Source organism: Methylobacterium sp. 22177 (genome assembly GCF_052045615.1).
Classification (GTDB): Bacteria; Pseudomonadota; Alphaproteobacteria; order Rhizobiales; family Beijerinckiaceae; genus Methylobacterium; species Methylobacterium radiotolerans.
Window position 1 is genome coordinate 36,279 of the sequence record NZ_JBQEPK010000030.1, and the last position, 25,192, is coordinate 61,470.

A 25,192-nucleotide genomic window follows, 5' to 3' on the forward strand; every position below is an offset into this window, starting at 1 on the left:
CACGAAAGTCCGGGCGGCGCGGCACAGTGAGCGGGTGTAGCTCAGGGGTAGAGCACAACCTTGCCAAGGTTGGGGTCGAGGGTTCGAATCCCTTCGCCCGCTCCAGTTTTCCCAACCATACGAACGACGTACAAGGCCGCAGCTCTGCGGCCTTTGTCGTTTCCGGCCGCCTTCGCGGTGCGCTCCAGGCGCGTCGGAGAGGGCACGCGGCTCGTCCCGCTCCGAGCGGGGCGATAGCCCGAGCGGTCGGTCGTCGGAACCGACTGTCATCCTGCCGGGCTGTCATCGGCAAGCCCGGACCGCCGCGCCGCGACCTCGGGGCGGCGATAGCCCATGGCAGAGCGATCATGAGATTCCGACTTACCGCGGCCACGCTCGCCCGATGAAGCACACGCCCCTCACGGCCGCCTCTCTCCGGGAGCACCCGCTGCCGCTCCCGCAAGCGGGGAGCAAGGACGCGCGCGGCAGGGCGCTCGTGGTTGCCGGCTCGGCCTCGGTCCCGGGGGCGGCCCTGCTGGCCGCCGTCGCCGCCCTGCGCGCGGGCGCCGGGAGGCTGAGGATCGCGACCGTCGCGAGCGCGGCCGCCGGCATGGGACTGATGGTGCCCGAAGCCATGGTCGTCGGATTGCCGGAGACCGCGGATGGCGCCGTCGATGTCGCGCAGGCTGCGACCAGCCTGCGGACGCTGGCGGACGGATGCGACGCCGTCCTGATCGGGCCCGGAATGCTCGGCGAGGCGCCGACCGCGGCACTCGCGGTCGAGCTGCTCGGCGCCGACGCGTCCTTCATCCTCGACGCCACCGCACTGTCCGAGCTCCGCGCCCGTGCGGGGGCCGTCAGGGCCCGCGCCGGGCGGGCGGTGGTCACGCCCCATGCCGGCGAGATGGCGCGGCTCCTGGACCGCCGCCGCGAGGCGGTGGAGGCGGATCCGCTCGAGGCGGCGCGCGCGGCAGCCGAGCTTCTGGGATCGGTCGTGGTGATGAAGGGGGCGTCGACGTGGATCGTGGAGCCGCAGGGCGGGCGCTGGCTCTATGCCGGCGGTGGCATCGGCCTCGCGACGTCGGGCTCGGGCGACGTTCTGGCCGGCCTCATCGTCGGGCTCCTCGCGCGCGGCCTGCCGCCGATCTCGGCCGCTCTCTGGGGCGTGTTCCTGCACGGCGAAGCCGGCCGGCGCCTCGCCGGGGCGATCGGCCCGGTCGGCTTCCTTGCCCGGGAACTGTCGGGCGTCGTGCCGGAACTGATGCGAGAGACGATGGGCTAGGGCGCCGACTGCGGGGCGATCCGGATGTGGCGCGGTTCCACGGGCGCTGCGGACCGCCGCACGCTCGGAACAGCGCGTCCCGCCGCCGCCTTGCCCTTGGACAGTGAACGCGCGGACGGGCGACATGCAGGGCTACGCGACCTCTTTCGGCATCGGGTTCGTCGCGGGGATGCGGAGCCTGTCGGCCTGTGCCGCCCTGACCTGGGCCGCCTCTGGAGGACGGACGCGCCGCGCGCCGATCCCGGCCGGTGTCGCCGCGCGCGGGGTGGCGACGGCGGCCGCCCTGGCGGAGATGGCCGGCGACAAGATGCCGTTCGCGCCCGACCGCCGCATCCCTCCCTCCTTCGCGTTCCGACTGGCCATCGGTGCGGTCGGCGGATGGGCCCTGGCCGGGCAACGCACCTCACCCGAATTTGGGGCCCTGGCCGGCGCGGCCGGCGCGGTCGCGGGCACGCTGATCGGCCGGTCGGCACGGGGTGGCGATTCTCGTACCGCGTCCGGCCGGAGCCGCGGCTTGGCCGAGGACGCGGCCGCCGTCGTTCTCGCGGCGCTGGTGATCGCGTCGGCGGAAGGCCCGCCCCGCGCGCCGCGGGAATCGCGGGCCCGCGGCACCCGGACCTGACGCGCCCGCACGAGAGCCTGTCAGGCCGCGTCTCAAGCGGCGCTCGGCGCTTCCTGCATCGCGGCGAGGGGGGCTTCGAGCCGGCAGATCAGGCCGGTCGGGGCGAAGGTGAGCCTGACCTCGCAGCCGACTTCGACGGAGAAGCTGCGCTCGATCAGCCGCGAGCCGAAGCCGCGCCGCACGGGGGGCGCGAGGATCGGCGGTCCACCCGTCTCCGACCATGTCAGGCAGAAGCGCGGCTCGGCGGCCTCGCGTACCACGTGCCAGCGGAGATCGACGCCGCCCTCCGCGGTCGAGAGCGCCCCGTACTTGGCCGCGTTGGTGGCGAGTTCGTGCAGCGCCAGCGCCAGGGCGAGCGCCGGCTTGGCGGCGAGGAGCACGCCGGGCCCGCTCACGCGGATGCGCGTCCCGGCGCCGCCCTGATGCACCGCGAGAGCGCCGTCCACCACGTCGGCGATGGGTGCCTCGGTCCAGCTCGCCCGGGTCAGGATGTCGTGCGCGCGGCCCAGCAGGATCAGGCGCGCCGAGAAGGCGTCCCGGGCCGCGTCCAGGTCGGCGGCGTTGCGGAACGTCTGGTTGGCGATGGCCTGGACCATCGCCAGCGTGTTCTTGACCCGGTGCTGCAACTCACCGGTGAGAAGGCGCTGATGCTCCTCGGCGCGCTTGCGCTCAGTGATGTCGAGCATGGCACCGATCATCCGCACGGCCTGCCCGGCCGCGTCGCGCAGCACGTAGCCGCGGTCGAGGACGTAGGCGTAGTCGCCATCCGCTTTCCGGAAGCGGTACTCCTCGGACCAGTGCTCGATGCTGTCGTCGATCACGGCGTAGATGCCGGCCGTCACGCGCGCCCGGTCTTCGGGGTGGATCTGCGCCTTCCACCACGACCCGCTCGCGCCCACCGCGTCGGCCGCGTAGCCGAACAGGGTCTGCACGGCCTCGTTCCAGAGGATGTGGTCGCTCGCCAGATCCCAGTCCCAGATCGCGTCGTTGGTCGCACGGGCCGCGAGCCGATAGCGCTCCTCCGCCTCGCGGGTCGCATTCTCGGCGCGCCGGCTCGCGGTGACGTCGCGCGTGGTGCCGATGAATCGCACCGTCCGCCCGTCCGCCGCGAAGGCTTGACCCTTAGCGGCGACCCAGCGCTCGACCCCGTCCTGCAATCCGACAACGCGGAAGGCGATGTCGTAGGTGCCGGGACCGGTCGGGTCGATGGCGCGCTGGACCGCCGCGTCGACCCAGGCGCGGTCATCCGGGTGAAGCCCGGCCAGGAAGACGTCGTAGCTCACGGGCGCGTCGGGCGGCAGGCCGAACAGGGCGCGGGTGCGCGCGTCCCAGGTCAACACGTCGGCGACGAGATCGTAGTCGAAGATCCCGGTGGCGGTCGCCTCGACGGCCAAGGCCAGCTGCTCCCTGGCCTCACGCAACTCCAGTTCGGCGCGGCGCCGGTCATGGATGTCACTGTTGCTGCCGAGCCAGCCCACGACCGCGCCGCTCGCGTCCTTCAGGGGCTCGGCCCGAATGAGGAACCAGCGGTAGGTGCCGTCGTGGCGGCGCAGGCGGGCCTCGGTGTCGTACATGACCTCCCGGCTCCGCGCCGTCTCCCACGCCTGCAGCAGGCCCGAGAGGTCGTCCGGATGGACCGGCCGGTCCCAGCCCATCGGCAGCGCCTGCTCGGGCGTCTGGCCGGTGTAGGCGTACCACCGGTCGTTGAGGTAGTTGAGGCTGCCGTCCGGATTGCCGAACCAGATTATCGCCGGGGCCAGCTCGGTCAGGACCTGGAAGCGCTCCTCGGCCAACTTGCGCTCGTGGATATCGATGGTCGTGCCGATCCAGCTGCGCCGCTCGCCGTCCCCGTCGCGGACGGGGTGGGCGCGGGAGAGGAACCAGCGGTACTGCCCGTCCGCGCGCCGCAGGGGGAACTCCACCTCGTAGAGACGCCCCGCGCCGGCCGCCGCGAGCCACGCCGCACGCGTCGCCTCCCGGTGATCGGGATGGATGACGCTCATCCAGCTCTGCTCGCCGGTCGCGCCGGCGGGTAGGCCCGTGTAATCGTACCAGTAGGCGTTGCAGTAGGTGACGCTGCCCTCCGCGTCGGCGAACCAGACGATCTGCGGGCTGACCTCGACGAGCGAGCGGTAGCGCAGCTCGCTGGCCTCCAAGGCGGCGTCGGCCGCGCGCTGCTCGGTGCGGTCACGCAGGATCTTGACGAACCCCACGAGGGCGCCGTCCTCGGATCTCAGCGGCATGATCTCGCCGCTGGCCCAGAAGCGGCTGCCGTCCTTGCGCAGATGCCAGCGCTCGTCCGGCGCGCTGCCCGACTCGAGGGATTGCCTCATCTCACGCGTCGGCCGCTCGGCGGCGCGATCCTCGTGGGTGAAGATCACCCCGATCGTGCCACCCAGCATCTCGGCTTCCGACCAGCCCAGGATGCGCTCGGCACCGGCGTTCCAGCGGGTGACGCGTCCCTCGGGATCCATCGCCACGATGGCATAGTCGGTGGCGCTGTCGAGGATGCGCGCGTGCAGCAGGCGCTGCTCGGCCTGCTCGCGCAGGGAGCGGCGCAGCTCCATCTGCGCCATCGTCTGGCGGGCGAGCCGGAGCAGGCCCGCGCGCTGCCGGTCGCTGAGCTGATGGGGCTTGGTGTCGAGGACGCAGACGGTGCCGATTGGATGACCGTCGGCGGTCTTCAGCAGCGCCCCGGCGTAGAAGCGCAGCCCCGGCTCCCCCGTGACGAGCGGATTGCCCTGGAAGCGCGGGTCCCGCGTCGCGTCGGGTACGTGGAGGAAATCCTGCTGCAGGATAGCCTGGCGACAGAACGAAGTTTCGATTGGCGTCTGCCGTATGCCCAGTCCGACTTCGGCCTTGAAGAATTGCCGCCCGTCCCCGACCAGGTTGACCACCGCGATGGGAGTCCCGCACAGCTCGGCGGCCGCCTCGGCAATCTCGTCGAAATCCTGCTCACGCGGCGTGTCGACCAGGCAGTAACGGTCGAGGGCGCGCAGGCGCGCCGCTTCGTCCTCGCGTATGCGGGAGAGGTCCATCGGAATGGTAGTTTCGCGCGGTCCGGGTGGTTCCGTGAGAGGGGTTCTCGGGCGGCGAAAGTATGGCCGCCGGCAATAAACATCGGGCCGGCGGCATTTCCCCGCGGGATCCCGCGCCGACACGACGGGTTCGGATCGCCATATACGGCGCGGCAGCGATCGCCCGCGCGGGATCCGAATCTGGGAACATCGCGCGTCGACAACGATCATCGTCGGCGACCTCGGGACGACAGGTGACACGGACGGCATGACCGGCAGAACCTCATCTCGCGCCGAGTACCGGGCCACGCGGCAGCCTCCGATCGGGGCGGGCGCCCGCTCGACCGGGCGGAGCGCGCGCGGTCACCGAGACGTCCCGCCGGCGGCACGGTTCCGTCGTGGCTGATCCGTTCAGGTTCCTGCCGCCCGGCGGTCTGACGGGGGTGGAGATCCGCGCCCGTGACTGGGCGGAGACGCCGCTCGGGCCGCCCGACGGGTGGCCGTCGGCCCTGCGCAGCGCGCTCGGACTGATGTTGTCCTGCCCCACCGCGATGTTCCTGGCCTGGGGACCGGACCTGCTCTGCTTCTACAACGACGCCTACCGGCCGGTCCTCGGCTACCGCCTCGCCACGGCCCTCGGTCGTCCCTTCCGCGAGGTCTGGGCCAGCATCTGGGACGAGATCGCACCCCTGGTGTCTGCGACCCTCGCGGGCGAGAGCCAGACCCTGACCGACGTCATGCTCGACCTGTCGCGGGACGGCCGGTCCGAGCAGGGCTGGTGGTCCTTCACCTACTCGCCGGTGCTGGACGATGCCGGAGCGATCAGCGGCCTGTTCTGCGTCACCGCCGAGACAACGGCGCGCGTCCTCGGCGAGGCGCGGCTGCGCGAGAGCGAGGATCACTTCCGCCACACGGTCGAACTCAACCCGCAGGTGCCGTGGACCTGCGACCCGCAGGGCAACATCACCTCCTACTCCAAGCGCTGGCTCGACCTGACGGGACAGGCGCCCGGCGAGCCGGACGGCACGGGCTGGACCAGGGCGCTGCACCCGGATGATCTGCCGTGGACCATCACGGTGTTCACGCAATGCCTCGCTTCGGGCGACACGGTCGATGTCGATTACCGCATCCGCGTCGCGCGGACCGGGACTTACCGGTGGATGCGCGCCCGCGCGCAGCCGCGCCGGGCCGAGGACGGTGCCATCGTCCGCTGGTACGGCGTGGTCGAGGACATCCACGACCGCAAGCTCGCCGAGGACCGGCTGCGCGAGATGAACGCCACCCTGGAGCGGCGCGTCGCGGAGGCCCTCGCTCAGCGCAAGCTCTGGGCGGACGTGTTCGAGACCACCGACGCGCTCGTGGGCGCGCTGGATACCGAGTACCGGTTCCTCGCCGTGAACGCGGCTTACGCTGACGCGTTCGAGGCGATTTACGGCCTGCGCCCGGCCGTGGGGGCCAATCTGCTGGATCTGCTGTCCGGCTATCCCGAGCAGCGGGCCGCCGCGCAGGCGGTCTGGTCACGCGCCCTCGCGGGCGAGGAGTTCACCGTCGCGGAGGCCTTCGGCGATCCCGGCCTCAAGCGGCCCTCTTACGAGCTGAAGTTCACGACGCTGCGCGACGCGCGCGGTCGACGGATCGGCGCCTTCCAGTACGCCCAGGACATCACCGAGCGCCTGCGCCACCAGGAGCAGCTCGCGCGCGCCGAGGAGGCGCTGCGCCACGCGCAGCGGATGGAGGCGGTGGGCCAGCTCACCGGCGGCGTCGCGCACGACTTCAACAACCTGCTGACCATCATCCGCTCGTCCGTCGAGTTCCTGCGCCGGCCGAATCTCGCCGAGGAGCGCCGCACCCGTTACCTGGAGGCGGTCTCCGACACGGTCGACCGCGCCGCGCGGCTGACGAACCAGCTCCTGGCCTTCGCCCGTCGCCAGCCGCTCGCGCCCGAAGTCTTCGATGTCGGGGCGCGGCTGGGCGAGATGGCCGACATGCTGAACGCCGTGACGGGCGGGCGCGTCCGGATCGTGACGGAGATCTCCGACGCGCGCTGCCACGTGCGGGCCGACCCGAGCCAGTTCGAGACGGCTTTGGTCAACCTCGCAATGAATGCCCGCGACGCCATGGAGGGCGAGGGCACGCTGACGCTCAGGCTCACCTGCGGCGCCGCCCTGCCGCCGATCCGCGGCCATGCCGGCGCACCCGGACCGTTCGCCGCCGTCGCGGTGACGGACGAGGGGCCTGGCGTGGCGCCGGATCTGCTGGGACGGATCTTCGAGCCCTTCTTCACCACCAAGGCCGTCGGCAAGGGCACGGGGCTCGGCCTCTCACAGGTGATCGGCTTCACCAAGCAGTCGGGCGGCGACGTCGAGGTCGTGAGCCATGTCGGTCGCGGGGCGACCTTCACCCTCTACTTGCCGGAGGTCGACCCGCCGCCCGCGGCGGCGGACGACGGGGCCGTCATGGACGCGCCGGCAGGCGAGGACCGCGCGCTCTGCGTGCTGGTCGTGGAGGACAATCTCGAGGTCGGGCGCTTCTGCACGCAGATCCTGGAAGATCTCGGCCACGCGACCGTCTGGGCCCACAACGCCGAAGCCGCGCTCGCCGAGATGGAGAAGGTGCCGTTCCGGTTCGACGCCGTCTTCTCGGACGTGGTGATGCCCGGGATGGGCGGCGTCGAGCTCGCGCGCCGGCTGCGCGCCGACCACCCCGCGCTGCCGGTCATTCTGACCACCGGCTACAGCGACGCGCTCGCGCGGGACGACGCGCACGGATTCGAGCTCGTGCGCAAACCTTACTCGGCCGAGCAGGTCGCGCGGGCGCTGCGCGACGTCCTGGCCCGGCACCGTCCAGGGTCGATCGACCGGTCCGGGGTGCAAGATCGCGCCGGGTAAGCGCGTCTCAAACGTCCTCCCCCTTCGCGAAGGCCCGCAGCGAGACGCGCGCGACTTCCCGCAGCGCCTCGCGGTCGGCGCCCGAGGAGGCCAGCACGCCCATGCCGGAGGCGACGGTCGACAGGAACCGTGCGAGGGCGACCGGATCGGCGTCCGCCGGGAGGTCACCGTCCTCCCGGGCCCGGACGAAGCGCTCGCGAAGTTCCATCTCGCTCTGCGCCCGCCGGGCTGCCAGCTCGAACGGGATGTTCTCCGAACCCGCCCCGCAGGCGAGCCCGCCCTGGACCAGGAGGCAGCCGGGCGGGTTCGCCGGATCGGTGTGGCTCTCGGCGATGCTGCTCAGGAAGCGCTCGGCCACGTCGTGCGCGGTCTCGCCCGCCAGGACGAAGCGCATGTGCTCGGAACGACGCTGCGCGTATCGGTCGAGGGCGGCCTTGAGCAGCCCCTCCTTGCTGCCGAAGGCCGCGTAGAGACTCGGAGGCTTGATGCCCATCGCCTTCGTCAGCATTGCGAGGCTCGCGCCGTCGTAGCCGTGGCGCCAGAACACCTCCATCGCCTCGTCGAGGGCCTTGTCCGTGTCGAAGGACCGGGGGCGCCCCATCACCATTGCCTCTGGACTCCAACTTTTATATCGAGTGGTAGATAAGTCACTTGACGCCCCGCGTCCATGCCGACATGTGTAGCGACCTGTACAGATGTCGGAGTCGCTCGTGGAACCTCAGCGTCATCCCTCTCGCGGTCCTCTCCCCGTCCGGCGCTTCGCCGCCGGCGGTCTCGCCATCGCACTTCTGGCGGGCGCTGCCTACGCTCTCGTACCGGGGACGCTGATCCGAGGAACCGCGGCCATCGCCGCGACGCCACCGGCCGAGGTGGCGATGCCGGCCGCGGTCGCGACCGTCGAGCCGCGCGACGTCATCCTCTGGGACGAGTTCTCGGGGCGCCTGGAAGCGGTCGAACGCATCGACGTGCGCGCCCGGGTCGGCGGTGCGATCCTGGCCACGCATTTCGCCGAAGGCGAGCTGGTCAAGGCCGGGGACCTGCTGGTGACCATCGACCCCGCGCCCTACGCGGCCGAGGTCCAGAGGCTCGAGGCCCAGGTCGCGGGCGCCGAGGCGCGCGTCGGCCTGACGGCGAGCGACCTCGAGCGTGGGCAGAAGCTGTCGGATCAGCACATCGTTACGGCACGCGACCTCGACGTCCGGGCCAACGCGTTCAAGGAGGCTCGGGCGAGCCTCGACGCGGCGAAGGCGGCGCTGGAGGCCGCGCGCCTCAACCTCGGCTACACGCAGGTGCGGGCTGCGGTGAGCGGCCGCGTCGGCCGCCGCGAGATCACGCCGGGCAACCTCGTGGCGACGGGCGCGGCGGCCGCCGTGCTGACCACGCTGGTCTCGGTCGATCCCGTCTACGCCAGCTTCGACGCCGACGAGGGCGTGGTCCTGAAGGCGCTGGCCTCGGTCGCCGAGCCGGGCGGCCGGCGCGGCAAGCTCGGCCTCATCCCCGTCGAGATGGCGACCGCCGACGGCGCGCGCGCCAGCGGGCATCTCCAGTTCATCGACAACAAGGTCGATGCGCGCAGCGGCACGGTCCGCGTGCGCGCGACCTTCTCCAACGGTGACGGCCGCCTGATCCCGGGCCAGTTCGCGCGGATGCGCCTCGGTCAGGCCGCTCCGGAACGCCTCGTCCTCGTCGACGAACGGGCCGTCGGCACCGATCAGGACAAGAAGTTCGTGCTCGCGGTAGGGGCGGACAACCGGGCCGAGTTCCGCGCCGTGACCCTCGGTCGAGCCGTCGACGGACTCCGCGTGGTCACCTCCGGCCTGTCGGGCGGCGAGCGCATCGTGGTCAACGGCCTGCAGCGCGTCCGTCCCGGGACACTCCTGAGCCCCGAGCCCGTGGCGATGGGAGCGCGGCCGCAGGACAGCGGGTCCGGACCGCGCAAGCTCGCCCAGCGCTGACGGAAGCCGCTCGGGCGCGCCTCCCTTCCCCCGAGTCAGATCACCGACGCGACGATGACGGCGGCCGCCTACGGCCGCCGGGACGCCCCTGCCTCGCGCCCTCGGAGGGCGGCATGAATCTCTCCAAGTTCTTCATCGACCGCCCGATCTTCGCGGGCGTGCTCTCGATGCTCATCTTCATCGGCGGCCTGCTCTCGCTCTTCGCGATGCCGATCTCCGAGTACCCGGACGTGGTCCCGCCCTCCGTGGTCGTCCGCGCCACCTTCCCGGGCGCCAATCCCAAGGTGATCGTCGAGACCGTGGCGACGCCGATCGAGGAGCAGATCAACGGCGTCGAGGGCATGCTCTACATGTCGAGCCAGGCCACGACCGACGGCATCATGACCCTGACCGTCACCTTCCGGCTGGGCACCGATCCCGACAAGGCGCAGCAGCTCGTCCAGAACCGCGTCTCGCAGGCCGAGCCGCGCCTGCCGGCCGTGGTGCGCCAGCTGGGCATCGTCACGGTGAAGAGCTCCCCCGACCTAACGATGGTCGTGCATCTCGTGTCGCCGAACGGGCGCTACGACATGACCTACCTGCGCAACTACGCGGTGCTGAACATCAAGGACCGCCTGGCCCGGCTCGACGGCGTCGGCCAGGTCCAGCTCTTCGGCTCCGGCGACTACGCGATGCGGATCTGGCTCGACCCGCAGAAGGTGGCCGAGCACGGCCTGTCCGCGGGCGACGTCGTGCGCGAGATCCAGGCCCAGAACGTGGAGGCCGCGGCCGGCGTGATCGGCGCGTCGCCGGCCGTCCCGGGCCTCGACCTGCAGCTCTCGCTCAACGCCGAGGGACGCCTGAGCAGCGAGGAGCAGTTCGGCGACATCGTGGTCAAGACCGGCACCGACGGCGCGATCACCCGCCTGCGCGACGTCGCGCGGATCGAGCTCGGCGCCTCCGACTACGCCCTGCGCTCGCTCCTCGACAACAAGTCGGCGGTGGCGATCCCGATCTCCCAATCGCCGGGCTCGAACGCGATCCAGATCTCGGACGAGGTCCGCCGCACCATGGCGGAGATCAAGCGGACCATGCCGGAGGGCGTCGATTACCAGATCGTCTACGACCCGACGCAGTTCGTGCGCGCCTCCATCGAGGCCGTGATCCACACGCTGCTGGAGGCCATCGCCCTCGTCGTGCTGGTGGTGATCCTGTTCCTGCAGACGTGGCGGGCGTCGATCATCCCGCTGCTCGCCGTGCCGGTCTCCATTGTCGGCACCTTCGCGGTGATGCACGTCTTCGGATTCTCGATCAACGCGCTGAGCCTGTTCGGCCTGGTGCTCGCCATCGGCATCGTCGTCGACGACGCGATCGTGGTGGTCGAGAACGTCGAGCGCAATATCGAGAGCGGCCTGTCCCCGCGGGAGGCCAGCTACCAGGCCATGCGCGAGGTCTCGGGCCCGATCATCGCCATCGCCCTCGTGCTCGTCGCTGTCTTCGTGCCGCTGGCCTTCATCAGCGGGCTGACCGGCCAGTTCTACAAGCAGTTCGCCCTGACCATCGCGATCTCGACGGTGATCTCGGCGATCAACTCGCTGACCCTCTCGCCGGCGCTGTCGGCGCTGCTGCTGAAGGACCACCACGCGCCGAAGGATCGCCTGACCCGCGTCCTCGACCGGCTCCTCGGGTAGTTCTTCCGCCGGTTCAACCGCGCCTTCGGGCGGGCCTCGGACGGCTACGGCCGCGGCGTCGGCTTCGCGGTGTCGCGCAAGACCGTGATGATGGTCCTCTACGTCCTGCTGGTCGGACTGACCGGCGGCCTGTTCCGCCAGATCCCGGGCGGCTTCGTGCCCGGGCAGGACAAGCAGTACCTCGTGGGTTTCGCGCAGCTGCCCGACGGCGCGACCCTCGACCGGACGGAGGAGGTCATCCGCCGCATGAGCGAGATCGCCCTCAAGGAGCCCGGCGTCGAGAGCGCCGTCGCCTTCCCGGGCCTCTCGATCAACGGCTTCACCAACAGTTCCAACTCGGGGATCGTGTTCTCGACGCTGAAGCCGTTCGACGAGCGCAAGGACCCGTCCCTCAACGGGGCGGCGATCGCGCAGTCGCTGAACAAGAAGTATGCCGCGATCCCCGAGGCCTTCATCGCGATGTTCCCGCCGCCGCCGGTCAACGGCCTCGGGACGATCGGCGGCTTCAAGCTGCAGATCGAGGACCGCGCCGGCCTCGGCTACGAGGCGCTGAACGACGCCACCAAGGCGTTCATGGCCAAGGCCGCCCAGGCACCGGAACTCGTCGGTCTGTTCTCGAGCTTCCAGATGAACGTGCCGCAGCTCTTCGCCGACATCGACCGGACGAAGGCACGTCAGCTCAACATCCCGGTGACGGACGTCTTCGACACGCTGCAGATCTATCTCGGCTCGCTCTACGTGAACGACTTCAACAAGTTCGGCCGCACCTACTCGGTGCGCGTCCAGGCCGACGCCCCGTTCCGGGCCCGATCTGACGACGTCGGCCTCCTGAAGGTCCGGGCCGGTTCGGGCGAGATGGTGCCGCTCTCCGCCCTGCTGCGCGTCCGCCAGAGCGCCGGACCGGAGCGGGCCATGCGCTACAACGGCTTCCTGTCCGCCGACATCAACGCCGGCGCGGCGCCCGGATACTCGTCGGGCCAGGCCCAGGCGGCTGCGACGCGGATCGCGGCCGAGACGCTGCCGCGGGGCTTCGCCTTCGAGTGGACGGATCTCACGTACCAGGAGTTCATCGCGGGCAATTCCGGGATCTGGGTCTTCCCGCTGGCGCTGCTCCTGGTCTTCCTCGTGCTCGCCGCGCAGTACGAGAGCCTCGCCCTGCCGCTCGCCATCCTGCTGATCGTGCCGATGGGCCTGCTCGCCGCCATGTTCGGCGTGTGGCTGTCGGCGGGCGACAACAACGTGTTCACGCAGATCGGCCTGATCGTGCTCGTCGGGCTCTCGGCCAAGAACGCCATCCTGATCGTGGAATTCGCGCGCGAGCTCGAGTTCGCCGGGCGGACCCCGCTCCAGGCGGCGATCGAGGCGAGCCGCCTCCGGCTGCGGCCGATCCTCATGACGTCGATGGCCTTCATCATGGGCGTGCTGCCGCTGGTCACCGCGACCGGCGCCGGATCGGAGATGCGCCGCGCGATGGGCGTCGCGGTGTTCTCCGGCATGATCGGCGTGACCGCCTTCGGGCTGTTCCTGACGCCGGTCTTCTACGTGCTGCTGCGTCGTCTGAGCGGCAACAGGCCGCTCAAGCACCACGGCACTCCCGCAGGGACGACCGCGCCGGTCCCGGCGGCTCCCGATCACGGCCTTCCGTCAGGCGCGCCGCTGCCACAGGCCTGACAGGGCCCGCCACGCCGGCGCCAGCACGAAGGTCGTCAGCGGGATCAGGGCTCCGCCGACGACCAGCCCGATCACGCCCGACACCGTCGCGGTGACGAGCCACGCGACGAGGCCCGCGGCGAACGGCACGCGCGCCGCAGCGGCCTCCGCCATCGCGTGGGCGGCGTGGGCCGGCGCCGACAGGCCGTAGGCCTCGAGCCCGTGCATGAGGATCCCGCCGCCGACCCAGATCATCGCCGCCGTCCCGATGATCGCCAGGATCGTGAGCAGGATCGGCATGCCCCTGACCACGCCGCGGCCGAGCCCGCGGATGAGATTTCCGACCGGCGGGCCGGCGGTGCTGCGGGCGAGGGCGAGACCGGCATCGTCGGCCTTCACGATCAGCGCGACCACACCGTAGACGCCCGCGGTGATGCCGACGGCGACGATGGCCAGCACCGCCGCGCGCATCCAGAAGCTGCCCTCCGGCAGCGCCGCGAGGGTGATGGCCATGATCTCGGCCGAGAGGATGAAGTCGGTCTTGATGGCGCTCGCCACGCGGCGGTCTTCGCGGGCCTGATCGCCGCCGGCGCCACCCTCCTGGTCCGCCTCGTCGCCGTGCCCGTGATGGGCGAACACGGCCTCGTAGACCTTCTCGGCGCCCTCGAAGCTCAGGTATGCGCCGCCCAGCATGAGGAGCGGCGTGATCGCCCAGGGGGCGAAGGCGCTGAGCGCCAGGGCACCCGGCAGCAAGAAGAGGATCTTGTTGCGCAGCGACCCGAGGGCGATCCGGCCGACGATCGGCAGTTCGCGCTCCGCGGCGAAGCCGACGACGTAGCGCGGCGTCACGGCCGCGTCGTCGATGACGACGCCGGCGGCCTTGGTGCCGGCCCGCGCCGCTTGGCCGGCGACGTCGTCGAGGGAGGCCGCCGCGGCCCTGACCATGAAGGCAACATCGTCCAGCAGGGCGATCAATCCGACGCTCACCCGTCTCCCCTCATCCGTGACCGGTCCGCCAGAGAGACGATCCGCGGGAGGATTTGATCCCTGACGGATGAAATTCGGCGCGCCCGACCTTCGGCGGGACGATCCTGCCGACGCTCGCTCGGGCCTAGCGGAGCGCCAGGGCGTCGAGCCATCCGTGCGCGGCGGCGTAGCGGATGATCTCCGCGCGCGTGCGCAGGCCCAGCTTCTCGGCGGCCCGCGCCTTGTAGGTCTCGATGGACTTGACGCTGAGATCGAAGCGCCGCGCGATCTCCTTGTTGCTGAATCCCTGCGCGATCAGCCGGAGCACGTCGGTCTCGCGCGGGCTCAGGGCCTCGGCCGACGGCTCGGTGTCCCCGCCCTGAGTCGGGGTCGCGGGATGCGCCATGGCGTGGCTCGCCACCGAGGGGTCGAGGTAGATCCCGCCCGCCGCGACGGCGCGGACCGCGCGGAGCAGGTCCTCCGCGGCCGAGCGCTTGAGGAGGTAGCCCCGGGCCCCCGCCTTGAGCAACGGCTGGACGTAGGCCGCGTCCTCGTGGACCGTCAGCACCAGCACGCGCGTCCGCGGGCACGACCCGGCGACGCGCTCGGTGAGCTCCAGGCCGTTGAGACCCGGCATCGAGACGTCGACCACGGCGACGTCCGGGTCCGCGGCGTGGATCATCGGCAGCGCCTCGCTGCCGCTGGTGGCCTCGCCGACCAGCTCGATCTCCGGGTCGGCGTTCAGGAGCGTCCGGATCCCCGCGAGGACGATGGGGTGGTCGTCGGCCAGGGCGACGCGGATGCGGTCCGTCATGCGCTTCTCCTCAGGTCTCGGGATGGTGCGGGATCGGGATGGTGACGAACAGCGTCGTGCCGATGCCCGGAGACGATTCCAGCGTGAGGGTCCCGCTCAGGAGCGACAGCCGCTCGCGGATGCCCGACAGGCCGAGCCGCAACTTGGCCGGTGTCTCGCCGATGGCGCGCTCGCGCAGGTCCTCGGTGACGAAGCCGATGCCGTCATCCTCGATGACGACCCGCATCTCGCCCGGACGCTTCTCCAGCGAGACGCTGACGCTCGCGGCCCGGGCGTGCTTGAGGACGTTCGTGAGTGCCTCCTGCACGATCCGGTAGACGGCGGTCTCGATCGCGGCCGGCAGCCGGGTCGCCTCGCTCAGGAATTCCAGATCCGCGCGGATCCCGTGCCGCTGGCTCCAGTCGCGCAGCAGGGTGGCCAGGGCCTCGCGCAGGCCGAGATCGTCGAGGGCGGTCGGCCGCAGGTCGACGGCGGCCCGGTGGATGTCGCGACCGATCTCGCCGGCGAGGGATTGCAGCCACTCCACCTGCCGGCCGGCCTCGGCCGTGGCCCCGCGTGCCAGGAGCCGCTCCATGCTCTTGAGGCCCAGCGACAGGCCGGTCACCGTCTGGCCGACTTGGTCGTGCAGTTCGCGGGCGATCCGGCGCTGCTCGTTCTCCTGGGCCTCGCCGAGGCGGCGCAGCAGCGCGAAGCGCTCGGCCTCCGCGCGCTTGCGCGGCTCGATGTCCGACACCACGCCGTAGATCAGCCCGGCCGGAGTATGCTCGTGGAGCTGCGGCACGCGGCCGGCGACCCGCACCCAGCGCGGGTCCCCATCACCCTGGATCACGCGGAACTCGACGTCGAGCGGGGTGTCCTCGGCGAGGCTCCGGTGCAGGGCCTCGCTCAGGCGCCCGCGATCCTCGGGATCGACAGCCTGCAGGACGGTGTCGGCGTCCACATCGCTGTCGCGCCCCTCCGCGGCCGCCGTCCACCCGAGGAGGTCGGCCGCGCGGGCCGAGCCGGTGACCCGGTGCGCGACCGTGTCCCAGCGCAGCGTGCCGAGTTCCGCGGCCTCGGCGGCCACGGCGCCCTGCTCCTCGCTGGAGCGGAGGGCGAGGGAGAACCGGGCTTGCTCGCCCGCCCTGCGCTGCGCCATGTCTCGGCCGACCAGTCCCACCAGTGCGAGGGCGAGGCCGATGCTGACGAAGCTGCCGCCGCCCAGCACGACGTAGGACCGCGACACCGGCGCGTTGAGCGTCGCGACCGGCATGCCGAAATGCACTGACCAGCCGCCGGTATGCTTCAACGTCCGGTAGACCACCTCGACATCCGCGCCTTCCAGCGTCGGTCCGGTGTAGAAGCCGTTGGGGGCGTGCCGGATGGCCGCCTGCAGCGCCGGGTTCGCCGGGTGGCCGAGTTCCTCCACCTCGGCCCGGGTCCGGGCGATCGTATTGCCCTCCGCGTCCACGATGGTGCCGACCCAGCCCTCGGGGGCGCCGGCGTCGCGCAGGATCGAACTCACCGCGTTGGTGGCGAGCCGGATCGACAGGACGTAGCGCAGCGTGCCGTCGCGGATGACCGGCACGCGCAGGGCCACGAGGCGCTTGCCCGAGATCGAGCCGGCCGGGCCGATCCCGCCGATCACCGGCTGCCGCGTGCGCACCACCGCGTCGAAGCTCGTCCGGTCCGAGGTCGGTCCGAGTTCCTCCTCGAGGGAGCGGAGCAGGTTGACGATCTGAGCGCCGTCCGGTCGGGCGAGCTCCACCGTCTCCCAGAGGGGGTGCGCCTGCCTGAGCCGCTCGGCCTCGGCGTAGAAGGCCGCGAGGTCCGGCCGGTCGAGGGTCGCGGAGGCGGCCTCGGCCTCGAGGACAGCGATCTGGGCAGCGATGTCGGAGGCGACGCGCTCGGCAACCCGTGTCGCGCTGGCGACGGCGGCGTTTCGGGCGAGGTCGCGCTGCTGCTGCGCCATCAGCGTCGCGACCCAGCCGCTCAGCAGCAGGACGGGAATCGCGGCCGCGAGGGCGAGGGCGACGAAGGTGCGGCGGCTGCCGCGGCTGAGCTGGGGCTCGGGCCCCCGGATGGCGTCGCGGGGTCGGACGGTCATGCGTCCGTGTGCGGGCACGCTGCGCGTCGGTCCGCACCTGCCGCCCATCGCTCGGACGGCCTGACCACCCTACCGCGCCGTCCCGAGCGCATCGTCGCCCGCCTCCCCAATCACCGCATCGCCTTGGAAGTCCCCCGCTCTCCTACGGGAAAGTCGCCCCGCCGTCAGGCCGGGGATGCGGAGTCGGACGCGGCATTGCCGTCGCAGAGGGTCGATCCGGGCAGCATCCGGGCCGGGTGCGGCATCCGCGTCGCCACCGCCCACGATGAGCCGTCGTAGCCCTCGAACCAGGCCCGGCGCTCGCGCGACTCGCCCGGATACGGACAGGCATCGCGGGGCCGACCGACGGAGCGCGCGCGGGCGCCCTGTTTGACGATGTCCATGAGCATGGGCGCTGATCTCTCCGGCTGCTCGGGAGCATGTCCCGCCCGGTCAGAAGCGCCGAGATCGAACAGCCGAGCAAGCTGTTTCGAACCGGGATATCGCTCACACCGACGCGTGTCGGGCTTATCCCGACACGCGTCGGAACGATGATCGGTTGACCATTGCACGAAAGGGGCACCGGACCTCGCGGTACTTGCGCCGATCCATCCGAATGCCGCGCGGAAGGCTATCAGATCCTCGCGTCGTCGGGCGCGAGGACGACCGGGCGCGGCTCGGCGCAGGACGCTGTCCGGGAAGCCGCGATGGCCCGGTCTCGCGGACCGGACGGCCAGCCTAGTAGTAGGCGCAGCCGTAGCCGGCCGGTGCGTAGCGGTAGCCGTAAGGCCGCCCGTAGGCCGCACCGTAGAGACCGGGGCGGGCGGCGCCCGCCGCGAGGCCCAGGCCGGCGCCGGTCGCGAAACCCAACCCGCGGTGACTGCCCCAGCCACCGTAGCGATACGCGTAGGGCCGGTAACCGTAGCCGGCGGGGCGGAAGTGGACGCCGCGGTATCCGCGATACCCACGGTGCCGCCGGTAGTGCCGGTGGAGACGGTGATGCCGATGGCGGTGCAAACCGTGGCGTCGCCCCCTCCAGGCACCGTGGCCGAGATGGTGGGGCCCATGATGGAAGCCGCGGCCGTGGGGCCGCGCCTCACTCGACGGCGCGAACAGGACGAGGCTGGACAGCGCCGTGAGGGCGATCGCAAGACGTTTCATGGGTCTGCTCCAGAGACGGTGAAGGACGTCCACGCGGATCGGACCCGATGCCGGATCCGGACGCGCGGCGCGGTCTGTCGGGGTGGCGATGCCGGCCGCCATCGCCGGCCACCGCTCGTCCCCTGAGGGGGCCGTCGGCGGGTCGCCGCCGGTCGCTGCCCCGCACCCTCATCTGTGCCGTCGCGGGCCGATCAGCAGTCGGAGAGATCGGCATTCGTGTCAGGGTCGGCCCGACATGCCCGGGCGCCCGGCCTGGATTAGCTTGGCCGTGGGCATTCGCGCTCGCGCCAGAGGGGGACGGCATGAGGAAGGCGTTGGGACTGCCGGTGCAGCGGGCGCGATCCTGGTACCGGCGCTACGGACGCCTGGCGGGGCCGCAGACATCGCGACCCGTCGTTTCGGGCCCGCACGTCGCCCGGGGACGGACGCTGGAGGACTGGGCGCGGCTGGGGGGCGGTCTACTCACACCCGAATCCGCCGATGCTCCGCCTGCGGAGAGCCGCGCGCCGACCGAGCGGCGGTCCTCCGCCGCCTCGATCAGTCCGCCGGGCTGAAGACGGCGTCGCCCACGAAAATCATCTCGCGGTCGATCTCGGGCGGATTCTTCTGGGAGCCGTAGGCGAAGAACAGGCGCCGGGTCCGGCCATCCGCTGTGATCAGCGTGAGCGTGTGGCGATCGAGGGCGTAGTGGCCGCCCTCCGGCGCGCGCCGACGGCCGATCGCCGTGCCGACCCCGGTGCTGGCCCCGGAATTCGTCGCGCCGACCGAGCCGCCGCGGCCGTAGCTCCCGTCCGCGTGGAAATCGTAGCGGCTCTCCACGGCGATCGCCACGTCGCCCCCCAGGGCGGTGTTGCCGCCGCCCGACAGCCGCCGGTACGCCCGCGCCACGCGCTCGCCCGAAGCGGCCGGGAAGGCCCGGAAGAAGCTGCCGTCGCCGAGGGCGTAGTCGCTGGCACGGCCGCGCCCGTCCGTCAGCACGAAGCCGGCCCCCTTGGCGGTCCACCGCCCGAACCGCTTGGGTCGGGCGCCCCGCTCGGCGGCGAGGTCCACGTCTTCCAGCGCGGTGTCGTCGATCTCGTAGTAGGTGCCGTCGCGCAAAAAGATCAGCGGCTCGAAATCGATCGTCATAAGACCACCGACGCCGAATCCCGTGGTCGACCGGAAGTACACGCCCTCGACCGATTCCCAGTTGGCCGCGTGCCGCGGGGGTTCGGGCGCGGCCGGCGCGGCCGGGCTCTCCGCGGCCGACGGCGGCTTCGGGCCCGCGCGTCCGGCCCGGTCCTTCGGCACCAGCCCGTCGTCAGTCAGCGCCAGGGTCCGCAGCGTCGCGACCGGGATGAACTCCTTGGACAGGCCCGCGAGGAAGCGCGGCAGCACGCCGAGCCGCTTGGCCGCCTGCCAGCCGGCATGGTGGAGCACGGCACGCAGCTTGACCTGCTCGGCGAAAGCTGCGCGCGCGGCCGGCTGGGACAGGGGCGGCCGCTCCGCCATCGGGGCCACGAACCGGCTCCGGATCGCCCGCAGGGCCGACGGGCTCGGCTCGATTGTCGCGTCGTTGGCGACCATCCATTGCAGGGCGATGAAGGCAGTGAGCACGTCGCCCGCATCGTCCGGCCGCAGGGGCGTCCCGTCGAGGAAGCCGCGGAAGACGGAGTCGTAATCGTGCCGGGCGAGTTCCCGCGCCGTCTCGTCCGCGGCGATCGGGTTCGCCGCGCGCTGGTCGCGCACCGCCCGTACCACCGTGGCGGCCCTCAGGTCGGGCGTGGAGGCGTAGGGCAGGGCCGGACCCTGCGCCTCGGCCGCCTGCGCCCGTGCCGACGTCGCTGACGCGGCTATCGCCACGCTCGACAGCGGGACGGCTGACAACCCGAGGCCGAACAGCGCGGCCGCGCGCCAAATCGCATGTCGCATCATCGCCGCCGCCACGCCTTGAGGAGCATCAGCAGGCCCTGCAGCCCGGTGAGCAATAGTGTCAGGGCCATGAAGGGCAGGAATGGGATCAGCAGCCAGCCCGTCATCGTCAGCGTGTAGAGCAGGTCGCCGATATCGTGTCCGGCTACCGGGCACGGGTGCGTGCCCGCCTCGTTCACCGTGCATCCGGTCAGGCTCGTCAGCGTGAGGCCGAGGGCGAAGGGCAGGACCGGCAGCCACGTGATCAGCAACAGGATGAGGATCACGCGCCGGCGTCGCCGGGACGGGCTCGGCCGCGCCGTGCTGTGGATGTTCATCGGTCAGAGTCCTGCACACAGGCGCCGGTCCGCGAGGCATCCGGAGGCCGGTCGCGCGACGCATCCTGCGCGGGCCCGGGGCGGCCGCGTCTCGCCGCGCCGCTCATGGCTGGCGGCGGTAGAGGCCGCGGAAGGAGACGTTGAGCCCTCCGCAGGCGAGGTTGTCGTCGACGATCAGCCAGGGGCCGACCCGGCGCAGCCAGACCTTGCAGTCGGAGGCGTCCCCGGTCTCGACGGGCAGCGCCCCGCTCTCGCCGACCGCGAAGCTCGCCGCGTCGCCCTGCGGCGCGACCGTGCCGGCGAATTCGCCGATATGGACCCCGCCGCGGCGTACCCGCTCCGGGTCGCCGGCACCCCATGTCGCGTCCCCCGCGAAAGTGAGCATCCCCGGCTTGTCGACCGGCTTGTCGCCCGGCGTGACGCGGATGCGCGCCTCCGGCCGGGTCCAGGTGCCGAGCCAATCCGCCGGTGCGACGGTGCCCGACGGCTCGACGGCGACAGCTTCGGCCGGGAGCCAGCCGGACCGGCCCATATCGTCGCCCGCGCCACGATAGTGGGCGCAGACATAGGCGCCGCGCCGCTCGCCGAGAATGACGGGATCGGCGGTCACCAGGTAGGCGCGCTCGCGGCAGGCGGCGCTCGGGTCCGGGCAGTTGGCGCGGGCGAGTCCGTCCTTGACGAAAGCCGTGCGCCCCGGGGCGGTGATCCGTCCGAAGATCGGGGGCGGACCTGAGGCCAGCGACGGTGGCCGCCGGCACTCGTTCTCTTCCGCATGTGCCGGCCCCGCGAGCAGCGCGAGGGTGGCGAGCAGGATCGAGGGAGCGAGGGGCGAGAGACGCATCGGGCAAGCGCTTTCGATTTCGGGCCGGAGATCGGTCAGCGCATCGCCACCGAAGCGGCGACGCGGTCGGCCCGGTCCAGGGCGTCGGTGCGACCGGCGTCGGCGAAGCCCAGAACCCGCAGGTAGCGCTTGCCGTCGAACACCATCGTCTGCGTCACGCCGAGGGCGCGGCCGCTCTTGGTGTCGGTTCCGGTTCCGCGCAGCCGCACGACTACCGCCCCGCCGCGGCTGGACCGCGCCTCGTCGGTGACCTTCACGTCGGCGAAGTCCTTCTGCGACGCGAGCAGCCGGCGGGCGACCGCGACCTCCGCGCCCGATGGGACCGGCGCCTGACCGAGCGACGGCGCGACGACGATCACCGGCTGCTCGCGCTCGGGATCGACGTCTTTGGGGCCCTCGGTGAGGAGCAGGCTGCTGCCCGCGAAGACCGCGGCCGGACGGTAGCCCGCCATGTCGCCGACCGTGTAGGGCAGCGCCGCGACCTGATCGGTCAGGCCCGCCTTCGGCCGGAACGCGATGGTGCGGAGGGCCGCCTCGACGGCCGCGGCGGGCACCTGCCGGGCCGCCTTCTCGGGCACCTGCACGGTGACGAGCCCGGTCCCCGGGGCACCGCGCACGACGGCGACCCACTTCGCGTAGGTGAGGCCGTTGGCGGGCTGGGTGCCGCGCAGGACGAAGCCCTCGCCGCCCGCGACCGGCAGCGTCTCCGCCCCGCCCTTCACCCGGAAGCCCGTGGCGGCCAGCGCCTCGGGCGTGAACCGGCCGTTGATCTGGTCCCAAGCTTCCGGCGGCATCTCGACCAGGATGATCGAGGCGCCGGCCGGATGCTCGAAGCCGGCGAAGCGCCGGCTCACGCTCATCCCGGCCGGCGGCGTGAGGCCGAGGGCGCCGGCGGCCGGAAAGACCGGATCGGCGCAGGCCTCCGGGGCCGGTCCCGCGATCGCCAGCGGCGCCACGACCAAGCCGACCAGCAATTCGCGCCGCGCCGGTCGGCGCGGGCCAAGACGGGAGAGGACGCCGCGCAGGCGCTCGCGAACCGACATGGTCAACCTCCAGGTCAGGGGGGACGAAGGGGCGGGACGGTGAGACCGGCTACCGCGTCGCCACGCGGCTGATGACGAAGGTGTTGCCCGAGAACTGGACCTGCCCCGGCGCGCTCATGTGCTCCAGCATCAGGCGCAGGTTCCGGCCGAGCCGGGCGGAATCGGAGCGGGTCTCGTACCAGTACTCGGTGCTGGCCCCGCTCGCGCGCACCGGACGGTGGTGCTCGTAGCAGCGGAAGGCCGCCATGTACTCCTCGGCCGCCTGGACCTCCTGGTTCGAGAAGCCGTTCAGACGGACGACGTAGGCGCTGGGCAGGCCCCCGCAGCCCTCTGCGCCGGGCGCCGCCGTTACGGCGCCGCCGATTGGCGCGGGGTCGGGCGGCGCGGCGCCGGCGTCGGCCCCGCGGCGGGGCGCGATGACGCCGTCGAGCTTCGCGGCGAGCGCGGCCGCGACGTCGGCGGCCACGGTCTTCGCCTCGGCGCCGACGCGCTCGAGCAGGCATTCGCGGTCGCAGCCCTGGGGCAGGGGCGGCAGCTGGAGCCCGGCCACCTCGAACGACCCGAGCGACTGGCCGGTGCGGACGTTGAGGAGGCGGCCGGGGATACGGATCTCCGGCCTGACGATATCCGAGTAGGCGGATTTCGACGCCGACGCGTAGATCTGGAACACCGCCACCACGTCGAGAGGCGGGTTCTGGACCGCGCGGGCCACCTCGATCAGCTCGGCATCCCGACGGCGCACCCGGTTGGCCTGGGTGAAGCCCATCGCCACGGCGGTCTCGTCGTAGACGTTGTAGCCGCGCAGGTTCATCGTCTCGGACAGTTCGTGAATCACCCGCTGGAAGATGCGGTTGCCCCGCGGCACCGCGTCCTCGTCGGCGTCCTCGCCCATCACGACGATGTTGGGTTTGGTCTGTGCCCGGGCCGGTGCCGCGTAGGTGGATCCGAAAGCCAGGACGGCGAGGCAGGCAGCGCGGAACGCCGTGGTGCGGACGAGGGGCATCGGGATCCTCCAGGACATCGCGGATCTCTCAGTGATCGGAGCGCGGGTGAGGGGGGCGGGCTTCATTCAGCGCAGGGACGCGGCGTCGGCGCCGCGCCGAAATCGTCGAGGTCGAGATCAGTCCGCGGGCGCGGATCGGCCAAGTCCGTGCAGGTGTGATCCGCCACCGGAAGGACGAAGCGCAGGGCGCCGCTGCGGGCGGGCGCGATCAGGCTGACCTCCACCCTGCGGTTCACCCGTGACAGGGGCGCGTCGGGATTCTTCGGTCGCGCGGGTCCCCAGCCGTGGACGCGCAGGCGCTCCGGCGCGAGGCCGTAGGTCTCGACGAGATGCGCCTTCACGGCGCGGGCCCTGGCCAGGGAGAGGCGGCGATTGTAGGCGAGGCCGCCGGCGGCGTCGGTGTGACCGGCGATCAGGAAGGCGTGGCCGGCCAGGGGCTGGGCGCGCAGGGCCTCACCGAGCGGTTCGAGCTGGATCCGGGCTTCCGGCGTCAGGCGGGCGCTGTCGTAGGCGAAGAATACGGTGAGATCGACCGCCCGTGCGGGAACGACCCGCACCGCCGGGCCGCCGTCGTCGGGGGTGATCGTCAGCGGACGCGCGGGTGCGCGCGGATCGCCGTCCGCGAACGGCGCCAGCGACCGGATGATCGCGGTGGCGCTCGGATTCGTGGCCCGCGCCTCCTCGGCCTGCGCCCGGTCCGCGACCGGGTCCGGCGGCGGGGCCGCCGCGTCCGGTTGTGCGGCCCGGGCACCCGGCACCTCGGTGAGCGGGTTCGCCCGGGCGGGCACGACCAGAGCGAGGCCGATGGCGAGCAACAGGCCCGAGCGGCCGAGGCGCGTCCGCGCGGCGCGTGGCAGATCGTGGGTCCGCATCGCTTCCCTCTCCGAATGCCGGGCCTCGCTGCGGCCCCTCTCACCCCGTTCATGGTCGACCCAGAGCGATTTCCGTCACCGGGCGGAGCGGTTTTCAACGACGGCGCTCAGCGCCCCCGCAGGATGGCGTTCATCCCGGCCGGATCGAGCGGTCCGTCGGTCGCCGGCCTGGGCTGCGGCGCCGGGCCGGGTGCGGGCGGGACCGGCCTGCCCCCCGGATCGGCGGCGGCGACCGGTCGCCCCTGGGCCGCCGCGATCCGCGCGAGGATCGGGCTCCGGCCCAGGATGGCGGAGAGCCGGGTCGCACTGTTGAAGCTCGTCGGATCCTTCGGATCGAGGCCGCCCTCCTTGTGGAGCGCGATGCCGGCGACGGACGCGTCGAACATCAGCGACCCGGAAGAGCCGCCGAGGGTGTCGCAGCGGTGGCGCAGGTCCGGACCCTCCGCCTGATCCTTCACGGCGAAGCAGCGGAAGCGGCTCATCACCTTCGGACGCCCGAGGGGATGGTGGATGACCAGCATCGAGCGGTTGGCTGTCACAGGCTCGCCCGAGAGCCGCGCGGCGCCGTAGGTCGCGGTCGGATTGCCGGCGACCCGGGCGAGGGCGAAGTCGAGGCGCGCATCGTACTCGACGGGTTTCGGGTCGATCTCGAACCGTCGGGAGCCCTTCCCGTCAAGGGTCAGGTAGTCCATCAGGATCGACGCTTTGACCGGGTGCAGGTCGCCCGATTGCGGCAGGCAGTGGTGGTTGGTCAGCACGTAGTCGCCCGGCAGGAGCGTCCCCGTGCAGGAGGCACCGACCTGCTGACCGGTGCGGCCGTTCTGGAGCACGATGTCGACGCGGCCGATCGGCCGAGCGAGCGCCGCGAGGCCGTCCTTCGGGTCGAGTTCGCTGACCGGCTCGAAGGCGCCCTTGTTCTGGTCGACATAGGCCGCCGCGTCGCCGGTCGTCTGACGCAGGGGCAGCTGCGCCCGGCCGTAATCGGCGGGATCGAAGCCGACACTCTGCGCCCGCGCGGCGTCGCCGCGGCCGAGCACGATCAGCGCGCAGGCCGTTCCCAGCAGGAGAGGGCCTTTCCGGCGGATCGAGATCATCCTCTCCCTCCTCGCGGTGCGGGGCTCCGGCCGGTGCTCGCG

Annotated in this window: 18 protein-coding genes, 1 tRNA gene and 1 pseudogene; 6 read left to right on the forward strand and 14 right to left on the reverse strand. The window is 72.1% G+C overall.

Features of this window, described 5'->3' with window-relative positions; genetic code table 11:
- Nucleotides 1–30 precede the first annotated feature (30 nt).
- The 3 genes from ACTJK8_RS22880 (at nt 31) to ACTJK8_RS22890 (ending at nt 1,883) form a co-directional block, all read left to right on the forward strand.
- A tRNA-Gly gene (locus tag ACTJK8_RS22880) sits at nt 31–105 on the forward strand.
- A gap of 277 nt (nt 106–382) precedes the next feature.
- Nucleotides 383–1,261, forward strand: a complete 879-nt coding sequence (locus ACTJK8_RS22885) for an NAD(P)H-hydrate dehydratase (RefSeq protein ID WP_440762550.1) — start codon at nt 383–385, stop codon at nt 1,259–1,261.
- Nucleotides 1,262–1,385: 124 nt separating this feature from the next.
- Nucleotides 1,386–1,883, forward strand: coding sequence for a hypothetical protein (locus ACTJK8_RS22890; protein ID WP_012319998.1), 498 nt, complete (start codon nt 1,386–1,388; stop codon nt 1,881–1,883).
- Nucleotides 1,884–1,915: 32 nt separating this feature from the next.
- Here the strand turns inward: ACTJK8_RS22890 and ACTJK8_RS22895 are convergent, their stop codons facing one another.
- Complete coding sequence (locus tag ACTJK8_RS22895; protein ID WP_440762551.1) at nt 1,916–4,921, reverse strand: PAS domain S-box protein; 3,006 nt, start codon at nt 4,919–4,921, stop codon at nt 1,916–1,918.
- A 377-nt stretch (nt 4,922–5,298) separates the two neighbouring features.
- Here ACTJK8_RS22895 and ACTJK8_RS22900 point away from each other — a divergent pair, with 377 nt between their 5' ends.
- On the forward strand, nt 5,299–7,788 hold the full coding sequence (locus tag ACTJK8_RS22900) for a PAS domain-containing protein (RefSeq protein WP_182178085.1): 2,490 nt from the start codon (nt 5,299–5,301) through the stop codon (nt 7,786–7,788).
- 7 nt (nt 7,789–7,795) lie between these two features.
- Here the strand turns inward: ACTJK8_RS22900 and ACTJK8_RS22905 are convergent, their stop codons facing one another.
- Nucleotides 7,796–8,395, reverse strand: a complete 600-nt coding sequence (locus ACTJK8_RS22905) for a TetR/AcrR family transcriptional regulator (protein WP_012319995.1) — start codon at nt 8,393–8,395, stop codon at nt 7,796–7,798.
- A gap of 88 nt (nt 8,396–8,483) precedes the next feature.
- Between ACTJK8_RS22905 and ACTJK8_RS22910 the strand changes: the two genes are divergently transcribed.
- Nucleotides 8,484–9,743 carry an efflux RND transporter periplasmic adaptor subunit gene (locus ACTJK8_RS22910; RefSeq protein WP_440762552.1) on the forward strand — a complete coding sequence of 420 codons (1,260 nt, stop codon included), beginning with the start codon at nt 8,484–8,486 and terminating at the stop codon, nt 9,741–9,743.
- A gap of 113 nt (nt 9,744–9,856) precedes the next feature.
- A pseudogene (locus ACTJK8_RS22915) lies at nt 9,857–13,084 on the forward strand (efflux RND transporter permease subunit).
- Here the strand turns inward: ACTJK8_RS22915 and ACTJK8_RS22920 are convergent.
- The 12 genes from ACTJK8_RS22920 to ACTJK8_RS22975 form a co-directional block, all read right to left on the reverse strand.
- Nucleotides 13,058–14,050: a DUF808 domain-containing protein gene (locus ACTJK8_RS22920; protein WP_012319992.1), complete on the reverse strand. Its 993-nt coding sequence runs from the start codon at nt 14,048–14,050 to the stop codon at nt 13,058–13,060. The pseudogene ACTJK8_RS22915 and the gene ACTJK8_RS22920 overlap by 27 nt on opposite strands.
- A 124-nt stretch (nt 14,051–14,174) precedes the next feature.
- Nucleotides 14,175–14,843: a response regulator transcription factor gene (locus ACTJK8_RS22925; protein ID WP_012319991.1), complete on the reverse strand. Its 669-nt coding sequence runs from the start codon at nt 14,841–14,843 to the stop codon at nt 14,175–14,177.
- Between the two features lie 10 nt (nt 14,844–14,853).
- A complete protein-coding gene (locus ACTJK8_RS22930) occupies nt 14,854–16,929 on the reverse strand; it encodes an ATP-binding protein (protein WP_059409803.1) in 2,076 nt (691 codons plus the stop codon).
- Between the two features lie 164 nt (nt 16,930–17,093).
- Nucleotides 17,094–17,318: a ribosome modulation factor gene (locus tag ACTJK8_RS22935; protein ID WP_024829568.1), complete on the reverse strand. Its 225-nt coding sequence runs from the start codon at nt 17,316–17,318 to the stop codon at nt 17,094–17,096.
- A gap of 328 nt (nt 17,319–17,646) precedes the next feature.
- Nucleotides 17,647–18,069 (reverse strand): hypothetical protein, encoded by a 423-nt coding sequence (locus tag ACTJK8_RS22940; protein WP_053621132.1) that lies wholly within the window; start codon nt 18,067–18,069, stop codon nt 17,647–17,649.
- Nucleotides 18,070–18,606: 537 nt separating this feature from the next.
- A complete protein-coding gene (locus ACTJK8_RS22945; protein WP_287080658.1) occupies nt 18,607–19,980 on the reverse strand; it encodes a hypothetical protein in 1,374 nt (457 codons plus the stop codon).
- A complete protein-coding gene (locus tag ACTJK8_RS22950) occupies nt 19,980–20,297 on the reverse strand; it encodes a hypothetical protein (protein ID WP_059409804.1) in 318 nt (105 codons plus the stop codon). The genes ACTJK8_RS22945 and ACTJK8_RS22950 overlap by 1 nt, the downstream gene beginning before the upstream one ends.
- Before the next feature lie 103 nt (nt 20,298–20,400).
- Nucleotides 20,401–21,138 (reverse strand): hypothetical protein, encoded by a 738-nt coding sequence (locus tag ACTJK8_RS22955; protein WP_012319985.1) that lies wholly within the window; start codon nt 21,136–21,138, stop codon nt 20,401–20,403.
- A gap of 35 nt (nt 21,139–21,173) precedes the next feature.
- On the reverse strand, nt 21,174–22,181 hold the full coding sequence (locus tag ACTJK8_RS22960) for a hypothetical protein (RefSeq protein ID WP_053621113.1): 1,008 nt from the start codon (nt 22,179–22,181) through the stop codon (nt 21,174–21,176).
- A gap of 49 nt (nt 22,182–22,230) precedes the next feature.
- Nucleotides 22,231–23,202, reverse strand: coding sequence for a hypothetical protein (locus ACTJK8_RS22965; protein ID WP_234740646.1), 972 nt, complete (start codon nt 23,200–23,202; stop codon nt 22,231–22,233).
- Between the two features lie 44 nt (nt 23,203–23,246).
- Nucleotides 23,247–24,056, reverse strand: coding sequence for an OmpA family protein (locus tag ACTJK8_RS22970; RefSeq protein ID WP_440762553.1), 810 nt, complete (start codon nt 24,054–24,056; stop codon nt 23,247–23,249).
- Nucleotides 24,057–24,163: 107 nt separating this feature from the next.
- Nucleotides 24,164–25,150 carry a trypsin-like serine peptidase gene (locus tag ACTJK8_RS22975; RefSeq protein ID WP_024829575.1) on the reverse strand — a complete coding sequence of 329 codons (987 nt, stop codon included), beginning with the start codon at nt 25,148–25,150 and terminating at the stop codon, nt 24,164–24,166.
- Nucleotides 25,151–25,192 lie beyond the last annotated feature (42 nt).